At 41.8% G+C, this 25,679-nt stretch carries 26 protein-coding genes; 5 read left to right on the top strand and 21 right to left on the bottom strand.

The features are described 5' to 3' along the window. Positions 1-308 precede the first annotated feature (308 nt). The 9 genes from NSS94_RS10890 to NSS94_RS10850 form a co-directional block, all read right to left on the bottom strand. Entirely contained in the window at positions 309-491 is a 183-nt protein-coding gene (locus NSS94_RS10890) for a hypothetical protein (protein WP_318626624.1), read from the bottom strand. Positions 492-830: 339 nt separating this feature from the next. Further along, complete coding sequence (locus tag NSS94_RS10885) at positions 831-1,715, bottom strand: protein tolB (RefSeq protein WP_341039273.1); 885 nt, start codon at positions 1,713-1,715, stop codon at positions 831-833. 46 nt (positions 1,716-1,761) lie between these two features. Next, positions 1,762-2,667: a copper amine oxidase N-terminal domain-containing protein gene (locus NSS94_RS10880; protein WP_341039272.1), complete on the bottom strand. Its 906-nt coding sequence runs from the start codon at positions 2,665-2,667 to the stop codon at positions 1,762-1,764. Between the two features lie 86 nt (positions 2,668-2,753). Then, positions 2,754-3,644 (bottom strand): copper amine oxidase N-terminal domain-containing protein, encoded by an 891-nt coding sequence (locus NSS94_RS10875; RefSeq protein WP_341039271.1) that lies wholly within the window; start codon positions 3,642-3,644, stop codon positions 2,754-2,756. A gap of 973 nt (positions 3,645-4,617) precedes the next feature. Next, positions 4,618-5,499, bottom strand: a complete 882-nt coding sequence (locus tag NSS94_RS10870; RefSeq protein ID WP_341039270.1) for a copper amine oxidase N-terminal domain-containing protein — start codon at positions 5,497-5,499, stop codon at positions 4,618-4,620. 122 nt (positions 5,500-5,621) lie between these two features. Then, positions 5,622-6,512 carry a copper amine oxidase N-terminal domain-containing protein gene (locus NSS94_RS10865; protein ID WP_341039269.1) on the bottom strand — a complete coding sequence of 297 codons (891 nt, stop codon included), beginning with the start codon at positions 6,510-6,512 and terminating at the stop codon, positions 5,622-5,624. 474 nt (positions 6,513-6,986) lie between these two features. Further along, positions 6,987-7,271 (bottom strand): hypothetical protein, encoded by a 285-nt coding sequence (locus NSS94_RS10860; RefSeq protein WP_029517074.1) that lies wholly within the window; start codon positions 7,269-7,271, stop codon positions 6,987-6,989. 319 nt (positions 7,272-7,590) lie between these two features. Next, positions 7,591-7,905: a hypothetical protein gene (locus tag NSS94_RS10855; protein ID WP_340955261.1), complete on the bottom strand. Its 315-nt coding sequence runs from the start codon at positions 7,903-7,905 to the stop codon at positions 7,591-7,593. Between the two features lie 800 nt (positions 7,906-8,705). Beyond that, positions 8,706-8,981: a hypothetical protein gene (locus tag NSS94_RS10850; protein WP_176715718.1), complete on the bottom strand. Its 276-nt coding sequence runs from the start codon at positions 8,979-8,981 to the stop codon at positions 8,706-8,708. A 137-nt stretch (positions 8,982-9,118) separates the two neighbouring features. Here NSS94_RS10850 and NSS94_RS10845 point away from each other — a divergent pair, with 137 nt between their 5' ends. Beyond that, positions 9,119-9,292 (top strand): hypothetical protein, encoded by a 174-nt coding sequence (locus NSS94_RS10845; protein ID WP_176715717.1) that lies wholly within the window; start codon positions 9,119-9,121, stop codon positions 9,290-9,292. A gap of 430 nt (positions 9,293-9,722) precedes the next feature. On the opposite strand, the gene NSS94_RS10840 is transcribed toward NSS94_RS10845, so the two are convergent. Together NSS94_RS10840 and NSS94_RS10835 are read right to left on the bottom strand one after the other, a co-directional pair. After that, entirely contained in the window at positions 9,723-10,793 is a 1,071-nt protein-coding gene (locus tag NSS94_RS10840) for a hypothetical protein (protein WP_341039268.1), read from the bottom strand. Further along, positions 10,783-11,358: a sigma-70 family RNA polymerase sigma factor gene (locus tag NSS94_RS10835; protein ID WP_341039267.1), complete on the bottom strand. Its 576-nt coding sequence runs from the start codon at positions 11,356-11,358 to the stop codon at positions 10,783-10,785. The genes NSS94_RS10840 and NSS94_RS10835 overlap by 11 nt, the downstream gene beginning before the upstream one ends. Positions 11,359-11,969: 611 nt before the next feature. On the opposite strand from NSS94_RS10835, the gene NSS94_RS10830 reads away from it, so the two are divergent. After that, positions 11,970-13,022: an AraC family transcriptional regulator gene (locus NSS94_RS10830; RefSeq protein ID WP_341039265.1), complete on the top strand. Its 1,053-nt coding sequence runs from the start codon at positions 11,970-11,972 to the stop codon at positions 13,020-13,022. A gap of 17 nt (positions 13,023-13,039) precedes the next feature. Then, on the top strand, positions 13,040-13,177 hold the full coding sequence (locus NSS94_RS10825) for a helix-turn-helix domain-containing protein (protein ID WP_239645186.1): 138 nt from the start codon (positions 13,040-13,042) through the stop codon (positions 13,175-13,177). A gap of 136 nt (positions 13,178-13,313) precedes the next feature. On the opposite strand, the gene NSS94_RS10820 is transcribed toward NSS94_RS10825, so the two are convergent. Further along, positions 13,314-14,084 carry an SDR family NAD(P)-dependent oxidoreductase gene (locus tag NSS94_RS10820; protein WP_341039264.1) on the bottom strand — a complete coding sequence of 257 codons (771 nt, stop codon included), beginning with the start codon at positions 14,082-14,084 and terminating at the stop codon, positions 13,314-13,316. Between the two features lie 817 nt (positions 14,085-14,901). On the opposite strand from NSS94_RS10820, the gene NSS94_RS10815 reads away from it, so the two are divergent. Continuing rightward, on the top strand, positions 14,902-15,876 hold the full coding sequence (locus NSS94_RS10815) for a stalk domain-containing protein (RefSeq protein ID WP_029517069.1): 975 nt from the start codon (positions 14,902-14,904) through the stop codon (positions 15,874-15,876). Between the two features lie 452 nt (positions 15,877-16,328). Here the strand turns inward: NSS94_RS10815 and NSS94_RS10810 are convergent, their stop codons facing one another. Further along, positions 16,329-16,574 (bottom strand): NAD(P)-binding domain-containing protein, encoded by a 246-nt coding sequence (locus NSS94_RS10810; protein ID WP_341011428.1) that lies wholly within the window; start codon positions 16,572-16,574, stop codon positions 16,329-16,331. Positions 16,575-17,168: 594 nt separating this feature from the next. On the opposite strand from NSS94_RS10810, the gene NSS94_RS10805 reads away from it, so the two are divergent. Then, positions 17,169-18,005: a copper amine oxidase N-terminal domain-containing protein gene (locus NSS94_RS10805; protein ID WP_069011424.1), complete on the top strand. Its 837-nt coding sequence runs from the start codon at positions 17,169-17,171 to the stop codon at positions 18,003-18,005. Positions 18,006-18,266: 261 nt separating this feature from the next. On the opposite strand, the gene NSS94_RS10800 is transcribed toward NSS94_RS10805, so the two are convergent. The 8 genes from NSS94_RS10800 to NSS94_RS10765 all read right to left on the bottom strand — a co-directional run bounded on the left by NSS94_RS10800 (position 18,267) and on the right by NSS94_RS10765 (position 25,668). After that, a complete protein-coding gene (locus NSS94_RS10800; protein WP_161626997.1) occupies positions 18,267-18,425 on the bottom strand; it encodes a hypothetical protein in 159 nt (52 codons plus the stop codon). Between the two features lie 326 nt (positions 18,426-18,751). Beyond that, a complete protein-coding gene (locus NSS94_RS10795; RefSeq protein WP_341039263.1) occupies positions 18,752-19,561 on the bottom strand; it encodes an SDR family oxidoreductase in 810 nt (269 codons plus the stop codon). 265 nt (positions 19,562-19,826) lie between these two features. Continuing rightward, a complete protein-coding gene (locus tag NSS94_RS10790) occupies positions 19,827-20,663 on the bottom strand; it encodes a hypothetical protein (RefSeq protein WP_069011423.1) in 837 nt (278 codons plus the stop codon). A 12-nt stretch (positions 20,664-20,675) separates the two neighbouring features. Next, complete coding sequence (locus NSS94_RS10785) at positions 20,676-21,428, bottom strand: vWA domain-containing protein (RefSeq protein ID WP_013309992.1); 753 nt, start codon at positions 21,426-21,428, stop codon at positions 20,676-20,678. 84 nt (positions 21,429-21,512) lie between these two features. Next, complete coding sequence (locus NSS94_RS10780) at positions 21,513-23,558, bottom strand: hypothetical protein (protein WP_341039262.1); 2,046 nt, start codon at positions 23,556-23,558, stop codon at positions 21,513-21,515. A gap of 201 nt (positions 23,559-23,759) precedes the next feature. Next, on the bottom strand, positions 23,760-24,035 hold the full coding sequence (locus tag NSS94_RS10775; protein WP_013309990.1) for a WXG100 family type VII secretion target: 276 nt from the start codon (positions 24,033-24,035) through the stop codon (positions 23,760-23,762). A 248-nt stretch (positions 24,036-24,283) separates the two neighbouring features. Continuing rightward, positions 24,284-24,820 (bottom strand): WXG100 family type VII secretion target, encoded by a 537-nt coding sequence (locus tag NSS94_RS10770; protein WP_029517064.1) that lies wholly within the window; start codon positions 24,818-24,820, stop codon positions 24,284-24,286. A gap of 5 nt (positions 24,821-24,825) precedes the next feature. Continuing rightward, on the bottom strand, positions 24,826-25,668 hold the full coding sequence (locus NSS94_RS10765) for a hypothetical protein (protein WP_029517063.1): 843 nt from the start codon (positions 25,666-25,668) through the stop codon (positions 24,826-24,828). Positions 25,669-25,679 lie beyond the last annotated feature (11 nt).

Here is a 25,679-nt window from a genome sequence, read left to right as displayed (position 1 = left end):
ATTCCATTATTTTAAAAATCACCCTCTATTCTTCTCTATAATTAACCATCTGTCAATATATTATGCAACTAATGTTTATAACGAAAATTCAGCATAACTTACACATATTGGGACATGTAGGACGAGTGGCATCCTGAAATGATTGGGTTGATCCAAGTAAAAGGTTTCACAGAGTTGACATGACTAATTCATTTCCCCATGTGGATTCTCACCAGTAATGATATAGAGGTCCCATGCAGAAACTCTGTTGGACCTTTTAATTACATGAAAAATCCCCTGATGTAGATGCAATCAGGGGATACCTAGGTTCATTTCTCTCGCTTTGATAATACGAAGTTGATTATTTCTCCAGTCACAATTCCTGTCAAAATTGCATAGATTCCCATAGCGCTCATCTTATATCCCAAAGCGTAAAATAACCCTATAACTATTGCGTAGCCCAACAAAATCGCTGCATAGCGTTTTAGTAACTTACTCATGGAAATTCTCATAAGCAACTCCCACCTAAATTTATACTTCAACCATTGTAAAAGTCTGGTATCAATTATCAACACAAACTGAACAACATAAGATTTTGTTCGGTTTGTACAAGAGCGACGCCGTCTTCCTTGGATCGCTTTAAAACGATCATTTCTTGGTTGAAGAGGTCGCATATAAGCATAACGTAGCAACATTCTCTTTAAGCCCTTTGTTGGCCACAAGCAATCATTAAATATTCAAAAGTAAATCTATAATGTTGATAGAGTGCATTAAAGTCGAAAAAAAGTGGAGTTTAAAATTATGACTATATAGATGATACGGTTTCAAAATACTCTCTCTGTATATGTCAATCAAGATTTCGGTGTTAATTGAGATATCTTCTGCTCATCATTCTTAGTTAAAGAACCCTTCTTTAAAATTGATTTTTTTGTTTCTGAGTAAGTATAGAGTACTGCTAGTGGAGAATCGTCACCTTTACTTACAAAGTCAAAACTTTTCCCATCTTTATGCCAAACTATAGATGAGATCAATGTAAAGTCCTTATCGGACACATGCATATAGCTGTTACGCTCAACATTGTATAGTCCGATATAACTTGAACCTAGATCACCGATTCCAAACGCAATCTTTTTTCCATCAGGCGACCAGTTATAGGCATCAATCTTTTCGCTCCCGGCTCCGTCACTATTCATCTCAAACATGTTTACAATAGTTTGAGTCCCATCGGATAAATTAATTAAAATAAGTCTACTCCCCTCGTGATCGCTTACATGAAGAGCTACCTGGTTGCTTTTAGATAAGGAAAGTGAGTTAACTCTCAAAGGTCGTGGGTTGAGCTTAACGAGTTGCTCTCCACGCTTACCTTTTATTTTCATAGAATTCACAACTTCATTGGCTTCGGCGGCTTCTTCCCCTTTAGCGTTAGTTAATTTTGCGGTAAAAGTAACGTCTTTATTTTTCCATACAATCTGTTTCCCCGAAACTACAACCTTAGATTTGTCTTGGTTATTATCATACTGAGAATAATCTAAGGTATTCACCTTTTTAACAGTTGCTCTAGATGTTTCTACAGTTGCTTTTTCGTCTACTTTTTTTACACCTTCCTTTGTGCTGTTTACCCCGGTATTATTCACTTCGGTCTGAGGTAGTTGATGATTTGAGCTTGCCTTACCACTACACCCTGAAATCACTAACATCACTATCGCACCTACAGACATAATCTGCACGAATTTCATAGTTTCCTCCTTACAATACAATGTGTCGTTATCCCTGCGTTCCCTTTTATAGTTGTTCTTCTTCTGGAATAGAGAAAAACATTTGCTTCGCCTGATCTTCAGTCGCTTCCCCCAGACGAGTTTTTTTGCCAGCTTTATCAATAGTCCCGAACGTGGTGCCACCCGGAACGCTATAATTATAATAAACTACGCCCTTTTGGATCGTTGGCATTTTGCCGCTTTGTTCAACAATTTTGTTGGTGAGGAACGGCAGGCTTGCATTTTTAGCTTCCTGTTGCAGGTTCAGCCTTGCAGACCAGAGCAGTTCTACATGTGTGTCAATGATACGATAGTAATTCACACTGTCCATGTGTTGTTCAAAAAATTCACTGGATTGGTTTTTTTGGAAGTAGCGAATATAAGCCATACTATCCCCTTCTTTACCTGACAGTACATTAACTTTGGCAATACGTGGAAGACTGTATGCACCATGACGAGCTACAGAAATATCGCTAGATTGGATTTCTTTCTGCATCTCTTCTGTCGGCTTAGCTACGTAAACTGTACGATCTGGGGCATCCCAGTACACTTGAGAACCGGACGCATCTGCAATGAAACGCAGCGGTACCATAACACGACCATTTTTCATTGCAGAAGAGGTAGACAGCGTTACTTTTTTATCACCTACCATTGTCTCTTTTTTACCAGCCACCAGTGTTGATTTTGTTCCGTTATTATCTACAGTTACCGTTTTAGAAGTATTGTTCCAGTTGATCGTTACACCAGGAATCGATCTTATCATATTCAATGCTACTAATGTGGAACCATTCTGAACATAGGGGTCTACATCCCCTGGCATGGGTACGTTATTCACTTGCACAATAATGGACTTGGAGGCTGCTCCAGAAACACCGCTAGCAAGCATACTAAAAGATATTGTTGATGCAAAAGCCGCTTTGAAAAATGTATTCATAATTATATTCACCTCAATAGTGTCTTCTTGTCATCATTTCAAACTAAATTGAGCTTAGTAGTATTAATACATCGATTCAGTATTAGCTAGTGTTTTCTCGTCTCATTAGGAATAGGTTGGATAATATCTGTATAGGATTTCGCCTTTGCAGTGAGATCTTTTTGTTGACCTTTATCATCTTTGTATACAGCTTTGATATTCCCATGCTCATCATTAAACATCAAGATATCAGTCACCCATCCGACGTAATTATAACTTGGTTTTTGGCCAGCACTAGACACAATATCAGACATACCATTTCCTTGCGTAAATTGCCAAACTGCTTTGGCTACTCCATTTTTAACTTCGACTACCGTATTACCAACTCTGTTTAAATACATATATCTGGATGAATCTCCTCTCGGGAAAACGTAAGTATAGCTTAGATTAGCCCCCGGTTTTTCTAGAGAAGAAAGCGATTTGTAAGAGAATTGAATCGGCAACGATATAGCAGCCTGACGGGCTGCTTGTAAATCTTCTGCCTGTAAGCTCTCTTGGTCTACCTTATAATTACCGTCTTGAATAAATAAAATAGACCGAATCTTCTCATAGTTTGCCTTGTAGCCAAAGTTCTCCGACACAAAACGAATAGGTACCAATATCCTTCCTTGAGTCATTTGGACAGGAACGTCTACCTGAACTGCTTGGTTATTTTTAAATGCTTCTTTTTTGTTGGCCGTCAGCTTAATTTGATCTTTGCCTTTTGTGATGAGAGCATACTGACTTTTACTATCCCATTTATAGGTTACCCCAAGTGAAGCAAGCGTGCGTATAGGGACCAAAACACGCCCGTCCTTAATAATAGGTGAAACATCAGTTGCTATAAACTTTCCATTCACATTCACCGCGTTAACGGATATAGGATTGGCAGCATCAGCAATCGCCCAGGATTGAAACATAAGTACGAAGAAAAACACAAACACAATAACCTTTTTCAAGATAAATTACCTCCTTTTTCAATAAGTTCTCTTACATAAGACGTATGTAATAATTCGAAAGTTTCTAATCTATATCACAAAATTCATATGTTTTGAGATGATGAGCGAAATGTAGCGTTCATGGTGTTTTTTGCCCTCCCTAATCCCTTTTCAAGGTCCTTCATTCGCTCCGTGGGTCTTGCCACCTTAGAGCCAGTAGCAATGAGCCTGCTTCCCTGTCTTATCCTGCCTACTCTCCTGCTCACCGATCTGGAAGCCAGCCGCTTGCTACAGTATCCAGGCTGGTTCAAACCAGCCTTTAGGGTTACAACCGGCCATTAAAAAAGAACGCTCTTGGATTCCTCCAAAAACACCTTTTCTAAACAATGACCTTTTCCGAAATTACTTTCCTTTACGAATTATGCTCATTTTTGTAAACTTGCACGCAAAAACTGTATAATAATTGTATAACTGTAAACTAGGTGAGGGGAGAGAACGATGCTAAAAAATCCTTATTATTTAACTTTTGTTCTTTTGGTATGGCTCATAGCTAGTCTAGTTTTGCGAATTTCATATAATTATCCGAACACTCTTTATAACTGGTTGTTAGCATCATTAATAATCCGTTTAATTGTACGCGCTATTCATGCAACATATCAGAAAAATGGGAAGACCAGTAGGATAACTGATTGGGTTGTAGAATTATTTATGCTTCTCATTTCATTCGGAGTTATCATATCCATATTTTCAACTAAAGACTTTTTATGGTCAGATCAATTAATTTTTCTGCTTGCAGAGCTATATTTACTTATTGGTGTGTGCGTTAATCTTATCAAAATCAGAAAAAAGGGGTGCTCCTAGATTTCTCTAGCCCCCTACTAATTGTTTTTTTTAGCCTATCGACTTCCTGAAGCTCGGATCAGAAAACTTAAAAGGAAAGCATAGATAAAGGACGTCCCTTATTGCTCAGAACGTCCAAAATGAAGTGAAAAATCTATTTTATTTGATCTTTCCTTACTTCGCCGGAAATAGGTACAATAATATCTGCTAATCCTGTAGTATTTTTAGGCAAAGCTTGCGTTACTGGCTTCTCGGTCCCCACTTTACCATATGTGACACTATGATCCACACGTTCTTGTAAAAAATAATATTGTGTTTTGTCTTCCGATGGACGCTTTCCTTTTTCTTTCATTTTCTTCCTCGAATCTTCTTCTACACCTTCCCAAACTATATGTTTAACATCATCCTTAATTTCATAGTAAGTATATAAATTCCCAACAACATAATAATATCTCAATGCTTCTCCTTCAGGAAAGATATACTGATAATAAACACCCTCCTCGGTATTATGAAGCGCATTTTCATCCTTAGAAGGAAGATTTACAGCGATTTTACGTGCCGCCACCAAATCCGTACCTTGATACAGCTTCTTATATGTTTCTACTTGGTCAGCACTCCGGATAATGACAGTATTTTTGTCCGCTTTCCACTCCACCTCTGCTTTAAAGGCTTCGCTGATGAAGCGCAAAGGCACAACAACGCGATTCTTGTTTAATTGAGCAGGCACGTCCAAAGTAAGTGTTTTTTCTCGATAAGAAGCTTCTTTTTGGCCGATCGTAAGTACAAGTTTTTCTTTTACCCCAGGAGCATTGACAGTCACCGTCTTCTTGTCCGCGTTCCAGACTAGATTAAGCTTTAGCGGCTTTAAGGAAGCTAAAGAAACCATAGTCCTTCCTGCAACGGAAACAGGTGGAGCATCTGAATTAGCGACCTCACTATTGATCACCAATTGAATGGATGGTGCAGCAGAAAGCGGAATAGCAAATGTTAAAAGCATACCTAAAGTAAGCATAGATGAAAGAAAGATTTTTTTCATACCCAACTAACCTCCAATAATTTGTAATTCACTAAAAATCCATTGCTGCTTATAATTTGAATTCATAAGCAAAATAAAGAACATCCCTTGCTAAGGACGTCCTTAATAAACTGGTTCAGTTACTATTGTTTTCTCGTCTCATTAGGAATAGGTTGGATAACATCTTTATAGGATTCAGCTTTTACAGTGAAATCTTTCTGTTGACCTTTATCATCTTTGTATATAATCTTGAAATTTCCATCTCTATCATTACCCATTGTAATGTCTGTTACCCATCCGACGTAATTATAACTTGGTCTTTGGCCAGCACTAGATACAATATCATCCAGACCATTTCCTTCTGTAAATTGCCAAACTGCCTTGGCTATTCCATTTTTTATTTCGACTACCGTGTGTCCAACATTGTTTGAATACATGTATCTGGACGAATCCCCTCTCGGGAAGGCGTAACCATAGTCTTTATTAGCACTGGGTTTTTCTAATGAAGAAAGCGATTTGAAGGAGGATTGAACTGGTAACGATATAGCAGACTGACGGGCTGCTTGTAAATCTTCTGCCTGTAAGCTCTCTTGGTCTACCTTATAATTACCGTCTTGAATAAATAAAATAGACCGAAGCTTCTCATAGTTTGCCTTGTAACCAAAGTTCTCCGACACAAAACGAATAGGTACCAATATCCTTCCTTGAGTCATTTGGACAGGAACGTCTACCTGAACTGCTTGGTTATTTTTAAATGCTTCTTTTTTGTTGGCCGTCAGCTTAATTTGATCTTTGCCTTTTGTGATGAGGGCAGATTGACTTTTACTATCCCATTGATAGGTTACCCCCAGTGAAGCAAGCGTGCGTATAGGGACCAAAACACGCCCGTCCTTAATAATAGGTGAAACATCGGTTGCTATAAACTTCCCATTCACATTCACCGCGTTAACGGATATCGGATTGGCAGCATCAGCAATCGCCCAGGATTGAAACATAAGTACGAAGAAAAACACAAACACAATAACCTTTTTCAAGATAAATTACCTCCTTTTTCAATAAGCACCCTTACATAAGACGTATGAAATAATTCGAAAGTTTCTAATCTATACCACAAAATTCATATGTTTTGAGATGATGAGCGAAATGTAGCGTTCATGGTGTTTTTTGCCCTCCCTAATCCCTTTTCAAGGTCCTTCATTCGCTCCGTGGGTTGCGTTAAGCGAGCGCCAGGAAAGTAGAGCGCCTTGGCCGGACGCTTTCTCCCGGCGTAGGCGCTCTAGTTATCGGCGTGAGTAGCGGCCCAGCGGTGCGTACTGGCTCTTAGGTGGCCGCTCTTGCCCCCTTAGAGCCAGTAGCATGAGCCTGTTTCCCCCACTCTTGTCCTGCTCGCTCCCTTACTTGCCGATCAGCGAGTCTATTTTTTACAGATATCCCGGCTGGTTAAAACCAGCATTTAGGGTTTCAACAGGCTCATAAAAAAAGACTCTTCCGGTTTCACAGAAACGTCCTTAATAATCTTCAACCCACAAAGATACATATATAAATAATACGTAAGCTAAAAGGAAGAACCCAATCACACTAAAAAGGATAATCCAGATAAAACGTTTTTTTAATGGAGACAGGATTTCCCCGCATCGTCTTAGGATTCTCTGACGGGTAGGCAACAACTCATATTCTAATTTCTTTATAACATGTTCTGCTTCTTCCTCATCTCTAACTAAAAGTTCACTCCATAATTGCTCATAGCGTTCTTGAATTTCTTCTTTTTTAGAACTATCTTCTAGAAAAGCCATTTAGCATCTCCATAATAATTCATTTATGTAGAAAAGATTTGGAAAATGTACAGCACCATTTTCCGAAGTTTTCTATTATCCAACCTTACACATTGCCTGCGTAACATAAAGAAAAACACAGGTTCCTTTTTGTTGGACCCGTGTTTTATCGTTTATACAATTAGCTGTGGTCGATGGATAAGGCCCCGCTTATGGTATTAGCACTGTTATATGAACACCAAAGAAATAATTTTTATTTTTATTTAAATTGTAAATGCGTACAAAAATGCGCTCACCTGTTTTAAAAGTGGAACTGGACACAGCGTTATTACTGCCTAATTCATATGCAGTAATGGTATAGCTTCCCGAATGTGGGTAATCCTCCATTCACAGCTCCTCTAATTTTTATTTCTCCTGAGCTGTTTGTAGGGAAATAGTAGTGAGTATAAATAGTGTCTCTTACACCTGAAAATTCAGCAATATAAGTACCTTGGCTGTTAATGTTCCAGAACGAGGTTGGGTACGTAATGCTGAATAACCCTAAGCTGCTTGAAGTGCTTATTTTCTTAGGATCAAGAGCAGACGTCTTATCTGTTGCTGGATCTAATATTTCGACTTTAGCATCACTCGTTGTTTCTATAACTGGTTTATTCATATTATCTACAATACCAATTTTATCTACCGCTTTTTCGTTACTTCCAGTTCCTACTGGCAGAACTTCGACAGAAGGAGTCGCCTGATCTTTAGTTATTTGCTAGCGGCAGGAACCGAAGCGGCGGATACAGAAGCACCTAAAGCAGCAACCATTGTAAGTGTAGCAAGCATAGTAAACCATGTTTTCTACATTTGTAATTCCCTCCATCCTTTAATTTTTATTCTATTGATGTATAATTTTTGTATGCAAATAGTTACTAATCTTTTTTTGTAATTTACAACTATTTTTTTTATATTTTTCGGAATATCCATGTTAATTATACAGGCAACTTGATAGTTTTTCCAACGTATTCAATTAATCAATAGCGAATATACCGGAATTGAGTATATAGCACTTTTTTTTGTTAAATGCGTAATTTAGGAAGTTTCACCTTCCCCATGACAACTTGATTTTTCAACAATTATAATCTCGTATATTTTTTTCAGGGAGGAATTTACATGGGATTTTTGATCTTCGTACCACAGTTTCTAATCCAGGTGTTTACCATAGTCGTCGCTTTAGTGATATACGATAGATTTTTCAAAAGAAGATAATCAATCAGTAACATAGTAGAATACATAATCACGTAAAAAAGAGCGATTTTTATCGTTCTTTAACATTCATTTATATGTATTCAGTTGATTATCCTGTCCGTCGCTCCCTGATCTCATCAGAAAAGTTATGTACCAGCTTCCCTTGGTATATCAACGTTTTTAACTGATTATGTGATAATGAGGGGATATTTCGCACCCATGTTTCGTTTATCGCGTTTTACTTAACAGTATCAAGCCCCCATACACTTTAGCTGTGACGAAGTTTACTGCCTGGCTAGCAGGGTCCACAGCCCAAAATACATCAAAGTAACCCCCTCTGCTATTATCCGCATAAACAATGGTAGCACCTTTTACAGTGCTTACTCCCCAACCTGGTATACCCAAAAACGAAAAAATACCGGTAAAGGTTCCTCCGGATATTGCGAATTCTCCCTGTACTTCATTTGGCGTTGCTACTGTACTGCTGATAACAAGCATTAGCATAACGGATGCCATCCAGGCTGATACAAATCCCTCATTTTACCACCTACCACCTAATAATATGATATAATTGTAACAACAATACATAGAGTACATATATATCACTATTGGCACACTTTTTTTAGAAGGAGTTTTCAATTTTGAAGAATATCGCAACAATCTTGGTCGTTGGATTTTTTACTGGAATATTGACTATATATATACTTAATGGAAAGGTAGAACTAAATGGTTTATTAGTTTGCTTTTTAAGCGCAGGTATAGTAGCACTAGGCTTCTTGGCTGTACATTTAATAAAAAAGTGCGTAAAAAAATGAACACACTCTAAAATGAGTCCGGATCTCATGGACTCATTTTCATTCACACACTACAGCGTTATCGCATATTGTTTTAGCTGGCATATGTATAAAACCCAACATTTTGTGCACATGTCTGCCCCTCCCACGATCGCAAAAACGGCCGTTTTCGGCCTTATCCTTCGGCGGCTCATGGACGTTTACTTCTCCAAAAGCTTCAGCACGTTGTCCCAATCACTCGGCAGTCGGATTTTTGCCTATTCTGCCGGCATTTCTTCGTCTTCAAATTGACTCAAAATGAACTTTCCCTTCTGTATCAATGATGACCATAAACAACCAACCCATGCCCTATTTTTTGACTGTAAAGAAGCCATTATTGCATTTCGAATGCAATGTAAGAATATCTAAAAAATAAAATACAGGCGCCATTTCTGGCGCCTGTATTTTCTTCCTACCAAGGCGTTTCCGTTTTGTGTTCAATCACTTTCAATACTTTGGGTTCCAGAATCCGTTTCAATAGTGCCAGCGTACGATCGTCATCAGTAGCTCCACCATGCGGATCGGCTTGGATTTGTTTTTTTGCCTGCGTACTTGCGATTATGTCCATGACTTGTTGTTTGGAAATCTTTTTAGATGCTGCGATCTCGACGACAGATGCCCCCTTTGCCAATTCTTGTTTCAAGTCTGCTGGACTCATGTGAAGTAAAGAAAAGAGCTCTTCATCGTTTAAAAAGGCATCCGCAGTATAGTCAGGCTTGCCTTTAGTCATGAAAAAGCCTTCCACGGATGGAGCAGGGCCGCCTCCGATCAGAGAAACGCTGATCGTATTCCCTTGAACGAATGCCTGATAAAACGGCGTTGTTGATCCCTTTTCGGTGTAGTTCAATATAAATGTTTTTTGGTCCGGGTTCTGCATCGGCTCCATGTTACATTCGTACTTACTGGAGCTGCCGTACAGTTTGTTAATGAGGTCATCTACTTTCGATTTGATTTCTTGATCGGTTAAGGAGATGACCGGCTTCTCCTGAGGCTCCCAATTCTCTTGGTTCACTTGTTCGATTTCACCCGTGATACCGTTCAAATCAAGTCGGACCTTTTTGCCGTGAGCTCCCTTTTCCTGCAGCACGATGCTTGTTTGAATGGCTTTCCCCTGACTTGTATTCGTGGGGTCTCCTCCAATCTGGCTGGCGTCGATAATTTCAAACGACTTGGTTTCCGGATAAGAGCGATACAACTTTTCAAGCGCTGCTTGGCCAACCGCATCCATCTTGACTTGTTGGGCTGTCATCGGTGTCCTCGTAATCATTTCAATCAGGGGAGGGGCCGCGAATGCCGCGGTTGGAATCATAATTACTGCAGCAACAATGCCGCCGATCAATCGTTTTTTCATCGTTTTTTTGCTCCTTTGCCGTTGTACGTATTGAGAATAGGATTGTTCGATTCGTTTGGAAACAGCCGGGGGACATTCCATGGTCTCTGCCTCTTGGTGCAGGTACTCGCTGATTTGACTTTCAATAGGCATTGTTCTTTTCCATCCTTTCCAACGGGAGATTTCCCAATTGTTTTCGAAGCGACTGCAGGCCGGCATGATATCTGGACTTGACTGTACCCAGCGGAATATCGAGTAATGTCGCAATCTCCTCCAGCGTATAATCGTGATAAAAGCGGAGGATGATCACCGTTCGCTGTTTATCGGTCAGCTTGTGCATGGCCCTCGATATCTCGGGGTCTGTCCCATCCATCCTCAACGTGGGCTGATCCCAATGATACTCTTCCCGAGAAAAGACACGGATGCGTTCGAAAATTCGGAATCTCCTCCAGCTTTTCACCCGGAATCTTTGCACTTGTCGGATGACCAAGCCGTGCAGCCAGAAGTGGAAAGGACGATTCGGATCGTAGTTGGGAAGCGAGGTCCACATTTGCATGTAGATCTCATTCATAATATCTTCGCGATCCTGCGGATGATCCACCAGAAAAGAGACGGTCCGGTAGACATCCTTGTAGGTGGCATCATACAACGTATGAAACGCCTGCTGATCTCCTTCGATCATTTTTGTGAGCACGTGGTACATAGATTCACTTTGCATTCAGAGGGCCCTCCTGAGTAAGCAGCTTACACCCTATATTGTCGCTCGATGGAAAAAAGGTTCGGTTTTTTATGTTTTCGGTTGGGAGCCTATGGATTGTAAGAAGGCGAGCAGCGGCATGAAAGCGTGGAAGACATGTTGTTCTTCCGTCAGACTGCACGGTGAGCTCAAGGAATTAGGCCTTTGCAGGAGCTATCTGATCAAACCCAATAAAGATGAGTTCTGAACAATAAAGTTGAGTTCTAACTGAAAAAAATACAATAAAGTTGTGTTCTCAAAATTAAAGAGACCCGACGGTAGGTTACATCATAAGAACTCTTTTAGAGCAATAAGGGTAATTGATAATTAATTCAAAACTCAATATTATTGTATATGCTCGAATGAAAATGATGATTTTGTGAGACCAAGAACTCTACTTTATTGTCCGTAGAGGGTTACAGAAGAAAACACCATTTTTTTTTACTCTAGGATCTCCAAAAGAAAAAGTGATCGATGTTATGGGTACTTCAACGTCAATCATAGAAACTCATGGTCTATAGCAATAATGAGGTTATACTATAAATCTTAGTTATTGACTGACAGGTTACTTAATCAATTTAGGAGTGGCAATAATGGTGAAACAAAACTTAGAATATATCTCTCAATTGATCTATGACACATACAATATTTCTCTTTTTATTTTCAAGAATAAAAGTCATCGTATTACTAGAAGTGGAAAACAGCTAAGACATCCTCTTTTTGATTCAATAGAAACATTTATAAACAGGCTCATTCAACCTGGCGATCAACAAAACGTTCCTTTGATTAGAATAACAAACTATCTAGAAACGCTCATTGTATTTCATTCATCTTCCACAGAAACGATAATAATCGGACCTTTCACTTCCTTTGAGGTTACCGAGAACACCGTAAATGGTATTATGCATGATCATCAAATATCCTCTAGTTATCAGCAAGAGTTATGCCATTATTACAGTCAATTAGAGCTGTTAAACCAAAAACAAATTGTATCGCTTTGTTCACTCACGTATTTTTTAATCTACCAAGAGCCTATGGATGAAGAAATAGTGAGATCTCAATTAATGAATTTTAACGAAATTGAACCCACTCATATTGAACAAGCAATACGGCATCTTCGTCTGGAAACGTCTTTTCATTTAGACCATAAAACTGAGCAGAAAATATGGCAATATGTGAAAGAAGGCAAGAAGGAAAAGCTGTTACAGCATTTAGAATCAATTGAAATGGAGGGATTGAGTCAACTTTCGAAAAAAAGCCACCTTCGTAACATTAAAAATCAAATCATCATTTATATTGCACTTGCGACGAGGGCAGCTATTGAAGGCGGTCTTTATCCTGAAATTGCCTATACAATGAGCGATATTAGCATTCAAAAAGTTGAAGAAACGTTTGACCTACAAAAAGTTTTATTAATTGGTGATAACTTATTATTTTCATTAGTTGACCGTATGAATGAAAATAGGGAAAGTGCACATTCTAAGGCTGTGAATACTTGTAAAAACTATATATTCAATCATATATTTGAACAAATTTCGATAAAGGATTTAGCAGACCTCGTCCATTTAAATCCAGTTTATTTATCGCAGCTCTTTAAAAAAGAAACAAACAAACCTATCGGAAAATATATCCAAGAAGAAAAATAAAAGAAGCACAAAAATTATTGATCCAAACGGACTATTCTGTAGCCGACATTTGTATGTTGCTTCATTTCAATAACCAAAGCCACTTTTCAAGCCTATTTAAAAAATTTACGGGTGTAACACCAAATCAGTACCGAAAAAATACACTCAATCATTAATTGATTGTTCACGAAAAAAACTGCTAATCCATTGCAGATTAGCAGTTTTTTCTTATTAGATGCGTCTATCTCTCCATTAACCCATACCTATTAATAGCATAGATCGCAATATGCACCATCTATTTCATTTAAGGTATTAAGCGTTAATAATGACACCGCCATCTACATTGATTGTTTGTCCCGTAATGTGTCTAGAGTCTTCACTCGCTAAAAACAGTACGACAGGTGCAATATCCTCGTAAGGCGTGCCAAATCTTCTTATAGCAGTTTGTGAGAAACCTAAATAAAGTGGATCTCGTTGACCTTCAGGCATTTGGTCTAAATATGCTTGAATCGCATCTGTAATGGCACCTGGGTTTACGACATTTACATTAATATTGTCAGGTCCCCATTCACGCGCAGCTACTCTCGAAAGACCACGAATTGCTTCTTTAATCGCTGCATATGCTGCATAGCCTTCTTGTCCTTCATTCCCACTTCCAGAGCCAAAGTTAATGATTTTACCACCATTTTCTTTCAGGTATGGATAGCAAAGTTTCATAAAGTCCCATGTTGTAACAAGACCCGTCTGGTAGCTTCGTTCTAGAGTCTCCCGCGTATGATCTAAGAACGAATGAGGTGGCTCAATCGCCATCGCTAAATTTACTAAAATATCTACAGTTTGATATTGTGCAACCGTATCCGAAATAAATGCTGTTGACTGTTTAAGATCAGTAGCATCAAATGCTTTTGCAAATACATCTGCACCTTTGCTTTTACATAATTCAGTAGTTTCGTTAAGCCCTTCTGCATTGATATCACATAATGCCAGTTTAGCAGCTTCTTCTGCAAAACGAAGTGCAATATATTTACCTAATCCGCCACCTGCTCCAGTAATAACAGCAACTTTTCCAACTATTTTGTTCATAATGTCTTCTCCTTCTTTGCTAACAATTGCTTTAGAATCGATGAAGTAGCCTGTTAGTCAATAACAAAGATTTGTAGTACGGTTTCATTTTAAGCAAATTTTTTAGTGTAAAATATGCATTTTTAAAGATTTTTATAAGGATTTATAGGGTGTTTACTTTTTGTTATTTCAAAATATTTAATTTATTTTATCAGGGTTACGTAAGACAATTGAAAGTGCAATTCGTAATGGAAAAGTAAAATCCAGTTTGGAAACAATCAATAATACTCCTGTTTTTAAAATCTTATTTTTGTGCTTAACGATGTAAATGCAATACCTAGAGTCATCCCTTATACCACAATCGGGCGCATTTGTGGAGTAACGCAGGATGAGTACTATTTTTTCTAATGAATAAATTTAAAATTATGGAATTTAGTACACAACTTTATTGTATGTACACACTATCAGCACCAAATATTAAGTTGGCTATAATTTTGTATATAAATCTGTTTGAGTGTAATGGACATGGCCGCAACCAATTTTAGAACTGAAAAATTACTAAAGGAGCTGGAGGCTCTTTTCCAAAATTGATTGAGTCACTTGCAGAGTAAATGGGATCAGAACACCAGACCACTTCAACCTTGAAGTGGTCTTTTTTATATAGAGAATAAGCTCTACAGGAATGTTTAGCGCAACAAGGCAGCTGATCCATGAGTCTGTGGTCAGCCAATCTATGGATGGAAACTTTTTCAAGTTCACCCGCGTCTAACATACGAATAAAGATTGCTGGTATGCATTCGGAAAGAACGCTGCCGTCATGAGAACAGGAGTGGATACTATGAAAAAGCTTCTATGCACATTCGCCGTCATCGGTGCATTATCCGTCGGTACAACCGCATTCGCCACCGTGGATATTGGCATTACGGTGAGGAGCAAGCCGATCGCGACCGACAGTCCCCCCATCTACGATCAGGGACGGGTGCTCGTGCCGATCCGAGCTGTCTCCGAAGCACTGGGCGCCGCCGTCGATTGGGATGCGAAAACGGACACCGTGGTCGTCCGAAAATGGTCGCAGACGATTAAGCTGACCGTCGGGAAGAAGACGGCCGCGACCGAGACGTTTGGGAATAACTCGTCCTCGTCGGGTCCGATTTCACTCGACGTGCCAGCGAAGGCCGTCCATAATCGCGTCTACGTGCCTCTGCGCTTCGTCTCCGAGCAGTACGGCTACAAGGTGGAATGGAAAAACAACACTGTCGCCATCGAGTCGCCACTCTCCGATAAGCAGCGGGACGCGCTCTATACCGGCGATCTGGCCGCAAGCAGGAATCTGGTCATGGAAGCGATGTTCTCTGGAACCCATTACGAGCATACGCCACTGCGGACGCTCCACGAATCCGAGGATTACAGCACCGCCTTCCTCTTTCCCGAAGGAGAGGCACTCCGCTTCTTCACCATCGAGGGCAATGAGACGGCGACCTATTACGAATACAAGGACGATTTCCTTGTCGCGACATGGCAGGCCCATTTTGACGGAAGCATTGGAGATAGCTTTCAACTGCTGCTGGAGGAAAAGCTGAAGGACCGTACGGGTCCGACGCCGAAAATCGACAAGCCGCTGGTATTCTATAGCAGAGGCATTGCCGGAGATTCCAGCACCGAGGAAAGCGGCCTGATCGGACTGGACGGGAAGGTCACCCGGATCGGCTTCGAGCATACAGTCGGCGGTTCCGTGACCGACTCGTCTGGAAAGCTAACCGTGACGCAGCCGGACGAGGTGCGCAAGGAGGTCGTTCCCATCCCGCAAAATTAACAGCCTCAACGGATGTTCAAGTCTATTGCTTCTATCAGGAGGCGCCAGTAGGCAAAAAGGGATGGGATAAGATTATAAGTTCTTGTCCTTTTCGGGTACCGATTCATGTCTTGGGAAAGAACATGTATCACGATAAAAACAAAAATCCGCGAAATCCGCGAACCCGATACGTAATATGTTCTTTTCCTCCGACACATCCGTCAGGAGCATCGGAGAATTAACTGAATAGACCAGTGAATCTTGGCGTTTAACATGATTTTTTCGGATAAAAAATAAGTTGGGGCTACCGTGTGGCGCAGCCTCTTCGAAGTTAAACTAACGTTCTCCGTTAGCTTAGTCTTTTCTCAGGTTTTGAACAGGTTGTCCCCGTACTATGAATTTCTTAACATCTGTAGACTGGAATTGCTTAATAAAGCGGGTATTATCTCGTGAACGCGCACCGGATTTTGATGTTAGTCTTGTCTCTGCTCAATGCTCAAAAGGTCGACAATAGACTTGACATAGGAACGGGCGAGTCCACTTGTCATCGAGATGTGAACACCACCTGTTCCAAGCTTCTCTAAGAAGCCTTCGTTCATGACGACGCTTTCGACAGATGCATCATCCCATAAAATGGTTGCAACAATTCCCCTGCTCATTACTGTCTCAACCGGCCGGGACGCCAGCTGTGCGCCCTGAGCAACTAGGAAAAAATTAATGCTACTCTCTTACCTTGAACCAGCGCTCGAAGCGTTCGATGTTGGCCTGTAAATCAGCGCGGAATTGCTGTAACCCACCGATCTTCTGGTCAGCCTCTGCGAGATGCTACCGCAGGATAGAGAGGACTTTCTGCTTAGGTTGTACTCCACTAGGGTCAATGAAATAGAGATCAATAACGTCCCTTATTTCTTCCAGGCTGGCGGTTGATGTTGGTTTGCAGCATAGTACAGAATATAATGACTGGGCTCCTTTCATGCTCATTGAAAGTGTAAAAGAGCCTTATACTTTTAAGCCACGCTTTGAGCCTGATCAAGAAGTACAAATGAAATTTTATGTCCCTTCTGACTACAAGATCGACAAGACTATAATGACGGATCATACATTAGAAGAGTTCGTTGGGCTACATCCTACATTGGTAAAGATTCAGAAGATAATATTCCTTGGCGAAACAGTCAAACCTATGATTATTGTTCTATGCCACGGAGTAAAGTTGTAGTGGATTACGTACATGGAGGAGAGGAAACAGATAATATATTTTTAGATTGAATTCCGTGAGGGGCTGCTAGCCCCTCTCTTTTAAGGAGGATATTTTTATGGGAAAGATGTTGTTCAGAATTATGCTTATAGGTGCATTGTTTCTTTGTTTTTCTCTACCCTATATAGGAAAAATGTCAGCTCAGAGTATAACTCCAAACACTCCATTTTTGAAGATTAACAATTACTATGTCTTGTTCACAGCCCCCAAAGCACCTTATATTGATCAGAATAATCGCTATATGGTACCTTTGAGATCCATAAATGATTTGTTGGGAGGACAGACTACGTTTAACCCAACTTCTAATACGGCTACAATTAAGTTTGGAACACACAAGGTTGAGTTTAAAATGAACTCCACTGAGATTGTTACCGACTCGAGCTCGTCCGTGATGGATACCGTCCCTGTGCTTTATAAAAATGCGATGTTTGTCCCTTTAGGGGTACTTACTAAGCACTTAGACATACACCAGGAATGGGATCAGCAAAATAAACTGTATTCCCTCTCTGGGAAAGAATTAATGAAGACACCTTTGATGGAGAATGTAGAAGATTTGGATCATTTTAGAGAACAAGTGGATAATGAAAATGCATTCCAGTTGTTATCGTACAAATTGACCATGGGAGAAAAAATTCATCTGGCCATTACAGCTAAGAATATGACAGGGAAAAAGATTAGTGAGGGCATTGAAGATTTAAATACCACTTTTATTTTTTCTGACAATAGCACGGCCGGGGAAAATAGAAATCGTAAAAGGCCCAGTATAGATAAGGATGAAATTGTAACTCGCGAAGATGACATAGATTATGTGAAAACAATAGAGAATAATAAAATTATCAAACATGAACTGTCGTATATTCTCTTTAAGGGCAGAACGCTAAAGACTCACAAGTAAAAAAGTACTTTTACTTGTAGAGTGGAATGGGTCAATAGTAAAGCTGATCCTAGAAAGGATCAGCTTTACTATTAAATATTAGATTTGTGAGTTTCAAATTCCTTACGTTCATAAAAATACCCCAACCTACTCCATTGTCAATTAGGGACAAACTTGATAAATAGTGATTGCTTTCTCCGTTCCGAACGGCGTTTTACTTGACTGATTATTTATGTATTAGAAAGTTTATCAAGAGTATGTCTATATTTTCGACTGCCTTCTTTATTCTGGGGTGTTATCATGACGATCATCATTTTTATTCATATAATCCTCCTCGTGCAAATCTTCGTTTATAAAATAAAAATGCTGACTGTACTGAACCACGACTTGTTCTAAACCAAACCTTTTACCAGCCAACAAATTCGCAATCCACGCACTCATATAGAGTGCGACGTGCCTCGCGCAAAGCAGCCTGATATGCCGGGTCAATTTCAATCCACGCACTCATATAGAGTGCGACGACAGCGAAAATGAAGGAATTAATACCCTAATGATATCAATTCCATGCATTTCCGAAAAAAACGATGCCAAAAAAGCTTGAATCGACTATTGACTTCTAACGAAGAAAGCTAATTTAAAACCATTTCGACAAATTTCGAGGTGCGAAAGATCCAGGGTTTTTATGTGAGCTTCACATTTGCACCGTAACCAAGACATACACTCAGGATACCACAAAACATTTCTCTGTCCCAGACAATGCTCTATTTCTAAAACAATAACGACTCTGCCCCGTCAATGACAATTTGTGCGCCAGTAATGTGACGCGAATGATCTGAGGCCAAAAATGTTACCAAATCAGCTACCTGCTCGGGTTGACCCGGTCCCTCTGCCAACGGTTGCCCTCCTTCAGGAAACTTGACGGGGATGGTAATTTGCTTTAACCCTTCCGACTTCTCCGTGGTTTCATCAATATTCGTCGAAATGGCACCCGGATAGATGACATTGACACGAATACGAAACTTAGCCAGCTCCAGTGCAGCCATTTTAGCAAAACCAGTTTGACCCGCCTTCGATGTGCTGTAGGCTGACATCCCAAAGCTGGTAAAGCGCTGATTTCCATTAATGGAACTGGTAATAATAATGCTGCCGCCACCGTTCTTTTTCAAATGTGGAATTGTATACTTCACCGTCAGGAAGGTACCGTCCAGATTCGTGGACAATGTTTGCCGCCAATCCTCAATGCTCAGATCCTCGATCGGTCCGACGACCCCGTTAATCCCCGCATTAGCAAAAATGATATGCAGACCGCCAAATAATTCAGCCGCTTCCAGAACTGCTTTTTCCACACGCACCGGATCGGCAATGTCCACGTCAAATGCCCGCGCTGACCCTTCACGTATAGCATTAATTTCTCTTTCTGTCTCCAAAATACGCTCATTACTTACGTCAAAAAGAGCGACATTCGCTCCTTCTCTAGCCATTTGAATGGCCGTTGCCTTGCCAATGCCAGAACCAGCCCCCGTGATCAGAGCCGTTTTTCCTTCAAAGCGTGCGCCTCCTGCATATGTGTAGCTCATATGTATCGCTCCCTTTCAGTAATCTGTATAATCACAAGATTACCCAAAAGGATATACTTTATAATCACCATTTTTGCGCATTTTTTGCTATTCCTTTGCGATATTTAAGAAAAGTACGAATATTACGCGCATTAGCGCGTCTTTCCTTCTCCTCCTCGTTACATTCTATAAATATCTTAACGAATCGTAATGTTCTATGTATTCATCAAAAAAAGGACGTATACATCCATATCCATGGTTGTATAACGTCCTTTTGCTTATTCATTTACCACTGCAGCTCAATAAATGCAGCATCATCATCAAGTCCCCCGGTGTGGGATGCATCCAGCAATACCTGTATCTGCTCATCAGGGACAGGCTCGCGAATGGGGTCCAAATCGGATAAACCGTCCGTATATACCTGTAATCTCATCGGCATATCTGCGGATATGCTTCTTTCATACCAATGAGGCTTCCCTCCAATCGGCCCACGACTTGTGGACCAACGCTCCGCTGTAGAGAAGGTATGATCGAACAGCTCGCTGATTTCTTCGGCACCGTTCCATAGTCGCAAACGTGAATCCCCTTGCCAGGCAAGTCGGAGACGGCCACGGCTGCCACGCTTCGGCAGTTCGATTTTACCGCAAATATACATGGACTGGCTACCTTGACGACGTTTATCTTCCAATACCGAACGCATTAGGCCTGATTCGTGATCCAAAGGCTGCCGATCCAGTTCCTCTGCCGCTGTACCTGCCAAACGTTCAAGGTACACTCTCAATTGATCAGCAGACAGATCTTGTCCCCGTTCCATCCAATCCAGTAAAGAAGAACCCAGATAGCGGGCCGCAAAATCTCCTCGGTAACTGAGCCCGACACCATCACACAAGACAAAACAACAGACGGATTTATGAATACGTACTGCGGCGAAATCCTGTCCGCTTTCTCCCATACTGGCAGATTCGGCAGACCTTCCATAGCCATAACGACACATAAAACGACTGTGATGAGATGATAAAGGCTGATCGCCTGTCTGAGAGCTTATGTAAGCAAATTGCTGAGTCAGCCTTGCATTCATTCCCTTTTTTTTGCTCGCGGGGAGCAGGGACAGCGGTGGATTCATGCTTTTACCTCCTTACCGTACAGGCGTTGCGGCCGACATTTGAAACCCAATGGACACCAGCTCCGCACAGGTTCCGGGCAGCATCATAATGGCTCCTTCACCTAACTGATAATCTGCCTCAAATAGCATTTCCCGATAGCTTTCAGGCAGCACAGAAGACATATCACGCAATTTCACAGCATGTTCATCCTGCAACGGCGTATTATGTGTCAGACCTTTCCAGCGACGGGGGTCCTGAATAGGCGTTTCCAGCAACCTGTCGGATAAAAATATATTTTCCACCAGTACATTACCGTCCGGTACGCTCATGCTCATAATACGCTTCGCAATCGGTTCGGGATCATCACCTGTGGAAACTCCATCTGTCATATGACAGACCAAAGGTGCAGGACAGTCCTGCATCCCTGGTAATTCCGCTTGCAAAATACGCTCAGCTTGCAAGAAGGCCTTTGCTGAATCTGAAAACCGTTTGGGTGTCAAATCGGGCAACGAACCAATGGCCGCGATTTCATCAATTCCCTTGACACCATTCAGCAGGTCATACACATCGTCACTATAAGCCAAAATCGCAATCCGATAGCGCGCTGTCAGCCGATTTCCTTTGGTTGATCGAAAAACCATCTGCCGGATCGCCAACGATATAGCTTCATATACAACGTCAATACGCCGCCGCCCCTCCATCAGCATGTTCATCGACGCGCTGATGTCAATCAGGTAAATGATCAGGGCGGGAGTGCGTTGTGAAGCCTGTATTGTATAATTCATGGTTTGTACATGCTCCCCTCAGTTACCTTCTATCTCCATCTGTTTCGTATCTATCATTCCGCCTATATATAAACATATGAAATATTAAATTTTAGGCAGTCTAAAATTCGTATCTCCTAAAAAATTATAAATAGAGGAGGCCCGATATCCTACTTCACCTACCGAACGATAATAAGAAGGATTACTATCATATAGTGTTCTAAAACGCTTCGCAAAGCTCTTTGCCTTCGCAGCGCTGCCACCTTCCTGAGAGGCATACGCCTTGTTGTACAGGGAAATAAGCTGAAGAACGTTCTCCTTGTTTCGTGCATGCATGGACTCTTTTTGCTTTTGTTCCGCCTCGGCTGCTGCCTTACGAGCTGCCTCTTCCTGGGCGGCACGAGCTTCCTGCTCTTTTTTCAAAGCCAAGTATTTTTCATACTTTGCCTGTTGATCATACGCTTTTTGCTTCGCCAACTTGGCAGCCGCCTGCTTATTTTGTTCCTTTTGAGCGAGATAAGCTTCATATTTAACCTGTTGAGCGATAAGGGCTTGCTGTTTCTTCTGCTCTTCCTGTTGCTTTTGAGCAGCAAGTGCCTGTTGTTTGGTCTGCTGTTCCGCTTCCTGTCGTTGTTTCTCCGTCAGCAATTTTTGAGCCGCTTTCTGCTCGGCTGCCAGCTTTTCCTCGGCCGCCTTTGCAGCCTTCGCTGCCTCTTCCTGCTTGGCTGCCTCGATTTGCCGCTGATTGGACTGATCTGCAAGAATATTCACGGCTGGGATTCCAGCTGCCAATAGAACGACTGCGGCCGCAGTTGTCACGATAAACGCTTTGGAGCGATACCAGGCTTTTGTTTTTTCAGGTTGCTCTGGCGTCATGGGATTCAACTGCTCCTCTAGTCCTGTGATCGCAGCTGACACCTCCACATGCAAAGGACTGCCGTCTTCTACAAAATGATACAACGACCGGTATACTTCCAGCGCTGCAGCAGGTTTGTTTTGCTGCTCCAAATCACGTGCCTGTCGGAACAGCTTGTCCGTTACCCCACGCTCTCCTTGCTCCAGGGCGGCCTGATTTAGCAGTGCAGCCTGTTCAGTCTTGAGCGGTGCAGGCGCTGACAAAGAGGATGCAGCTTCACTGGAAAGGCCACCCACCGCTGCCGATTCTATTGTTTCTGTCGCAGCAGGTTCCGGTTCTATAGCCTCAACTGAAATTTCCTGCTCAGTAACCGCATTAAGTACAACCAGCCATTCGCCAAAAGTAGGGCAACTGCTTAAATCCTGACTATCCCAAGCACGGCTGAACAATTCTACCACCTTGCTGCCCCAACGAGATTCCAGCGATTTTCGTAAAATAAAATAACGTTCGCAAGGCGTCTGCATTTCATGCTGATCAAAATAACTTTCGCCCCACGCTTTGTCGACTACTACACGGTCAGACCAGCCTAACATTTCTCCTATAATGATTGCCCCTGCAAAACGGTCTGCATACGCACTCCACAACCCGCTGTGGACGGTACGATGGGCGGCATACCCTGGCGAACCTGCCAATAGAGCGTCTGGACGATCCATTTTAGTACTATACATTTGTTCCACGTCCACCAATTCCACAGCTGACGTGCCTTCAGGCAGTTCCACTTCAGAAAAAAACGGAAGCATCACATTCGGCGCCGATAAATCACAGTGCGCCAATCCTTTTTGCTCCATAGCTGAACCGATCCCTGCCAATGCTCTGGCTAAAGCCAGACTATCGGAAGCCTCAAGCTGACGCTGATCTGTGAGACAATCGAACCATGTCATACCGTGAACCCATGGCATCAGTACCGCATACAGCAAATCAGGCTGCTCGGCAATCAGACTTCCGTTTCTTTCTGGAGTGAGCACATCACGCTTGCATACCTGCAAACCGGGAATATCCCCGTATGCTTCCATATGCTCAGATTGATAAACCATAGCCGGGATGCGGAACTTCGGAAAAAACACCTTAAGGGCTTTTGCCTCATGTGGCGCTCCGTTTTTGGCATTTAGCTGGTATACAATTCCCTGACGCCCTGCTTGAGCATAGGCTAAACCGGGTGCAGCGGGATGTCGTCCAACCACATAAGCTGTGCCGTTTATGATCAATTCGTCTCCCGGATTCGGTTGAAAAGACATGAAACATCCCTCTCCTTACATCATTCAGTATGCTAGTTTTCCTCACCTTATTATATACATCTATGGATGGCAAGAAAACCGGGTATCCGAAGATCGCCCGGTTTTTCCTGAACATCCTGTGCCAAACCGTGAGGAATGGCTCACATATTGCTTCTTAATAGAGTGGTATATGATAAGTTAATGCCTATCAGGCAAGACAACTTATTTCGTTTGGTCAACCGTGCGGAATTTGTTAGCGATAGCTGTCAATTCTTGACTGATGCTGTTCAAAGTCGTTACGAAAGCTTGCATTTGTTTGCTAGCTTCCTGAAACTCTTGGAAGAAGCGTTGTTTAGTCATACCTTCCCATTGACCTTCCATACCTGAGATGGACTGTGTCAAACTGGAAACGATCTGCTGGCTTTGCTCACCACTTTGTTTAAATTGGTTAGCCACCTGATCAACCTGTTCTGGGGTAATTAAAATGCGTCCTGCCATTTTTTGAGTCCTCCTTGATGATAAATAATGTTTTTGTTTATCTGGTTCAAATTGTACTATGGCTATTTAATTCCCTACAAAAGGCAAAGGACCTAATTGTAACAATCCCACTTTTTAACTATAAAACAGCACCTAACAGTATAATATTAACAAAAAAAACACCTAATAAGTCCCATAAAGCCGGGAATTGTGGAACGAGCTCAAGTAATTTTGCAATCGATCCAGATTGTCCCGGAACGCGATCCCAACTAAGCGACAGGCTGATCTCTTACTGTAGACGGATCAGTAAAATACCAATCCTGCGGACTGCTAGAAGACGCCTGCATCAGAATATCCTGATGCAACGTTTCTACATCCGAAGACTGTACACCAGAAATGGCATGTACGACAGACTGCGGGTTAGAAATCAGGCTGCTTCCTTCCGAAGCTTGCCCAGGCAGAATAGACGGTGATTGCTGATTCGACCAATCGAGCATCGTGACGGGTCGTCCCAATGGTTGGCTGGCAAATGACAGTATCGTTTGATAGTTGTGGTCAACAGACTGAAACTGCTCTGCCTTTCGGTTCAGTTGTGTACCTGATGTATGGAGGTAAGCATGGATCTGTTCTGACATCCGCTTGGCCTGCATCCAATGATTCAAGATCGCCTCGCGTGCAGATACATCCCAATCCAGCGATTGTAACGCCTGCTCCAAACCTGCTGTTAACTGTTGAATTTGCTCCGCCGCATGCTGTAGCTGCCCGCTAAGCCCCCGAAGCACATCCGGTTCAACTCGAATGCGCATATCCATCACCCTTCTTCTGTCACTTCTTCATTCACTGCCGACTGTTTCAACCAATTTAATAATAAATCCACAAACTGATCTCTTGAAGCCATAGCTGCAATCAGCCAGTCCCCGTTACCACTAGAGCTCATCCGAAATATCCAGTTCATTGCAGGACACAGGACAAAGGCTGCCCGTTGTGATTCCCACTCCCTGCCGTTCCAAACCAGCAATTGCAGTTCTCCCTCAGCTACACGGGAACTCAAAGACTGAGCCAGTCTTGCAGACCCCTCTGCATCTCCGCTAGCCTCGGTCAGTTTACTGCTGATCAAAGACACACTTTCCCCTGCCGATTGCTCGTAAATTTTATTAAACGCCTGCTTGGAGAACATTAGTGCGGGGGATTCAGGCACAAGTCGATCTACCCAACCCATTTTATCAATCAATGTCTCGCAAGCCTTTTCCACATTACCCAGATCGTACAATCGATACTCATCGGGTTCATCAGCGGATTTCACGAGTTCCACTACACGCTCGTTCGTGCAATGGAGATAGCCTTCAAATTGCTTACCTCCCCGCACATAGCGTATACGGCAAGCCCTGTTGGATAATCCCGCGATAGCGACTCTTGAAAAAACAGTAGGAGGCATTGCTAGCTCTTTGCCCTTATCTACCCGCTTTAGATAACCCTTTTCCAAAAGAGTAGCTTTTACTTGCTCCCACTCTTCCGCCAACTCCTCTGCTAGATAGCCCTTAAACGGATCTTCCACCCCAAGCAGTCGGTCAGAACCCAATACGCCTGCCAGAAAAAACAGTTCCTTCGCCTTGAGGGTTATTAACTTCTGCTTGGAAGCTTGAAACGTTAACATTATGAGCCACC

Origin of the sequence: Paenibacillus sp. FSL L8-0644 (assembly GCF_038008165.1) — a bacterium.
Classification (GTDB): Bacteria; Bacillota; Bacilli; order Paenibacillales; family Paenibacillaceae; genus Paenibacillus; species Paenibacillus polymyxa_D.
This window is presented reverse-complemented; position numbering and strand designations above follow the sequence as displayed.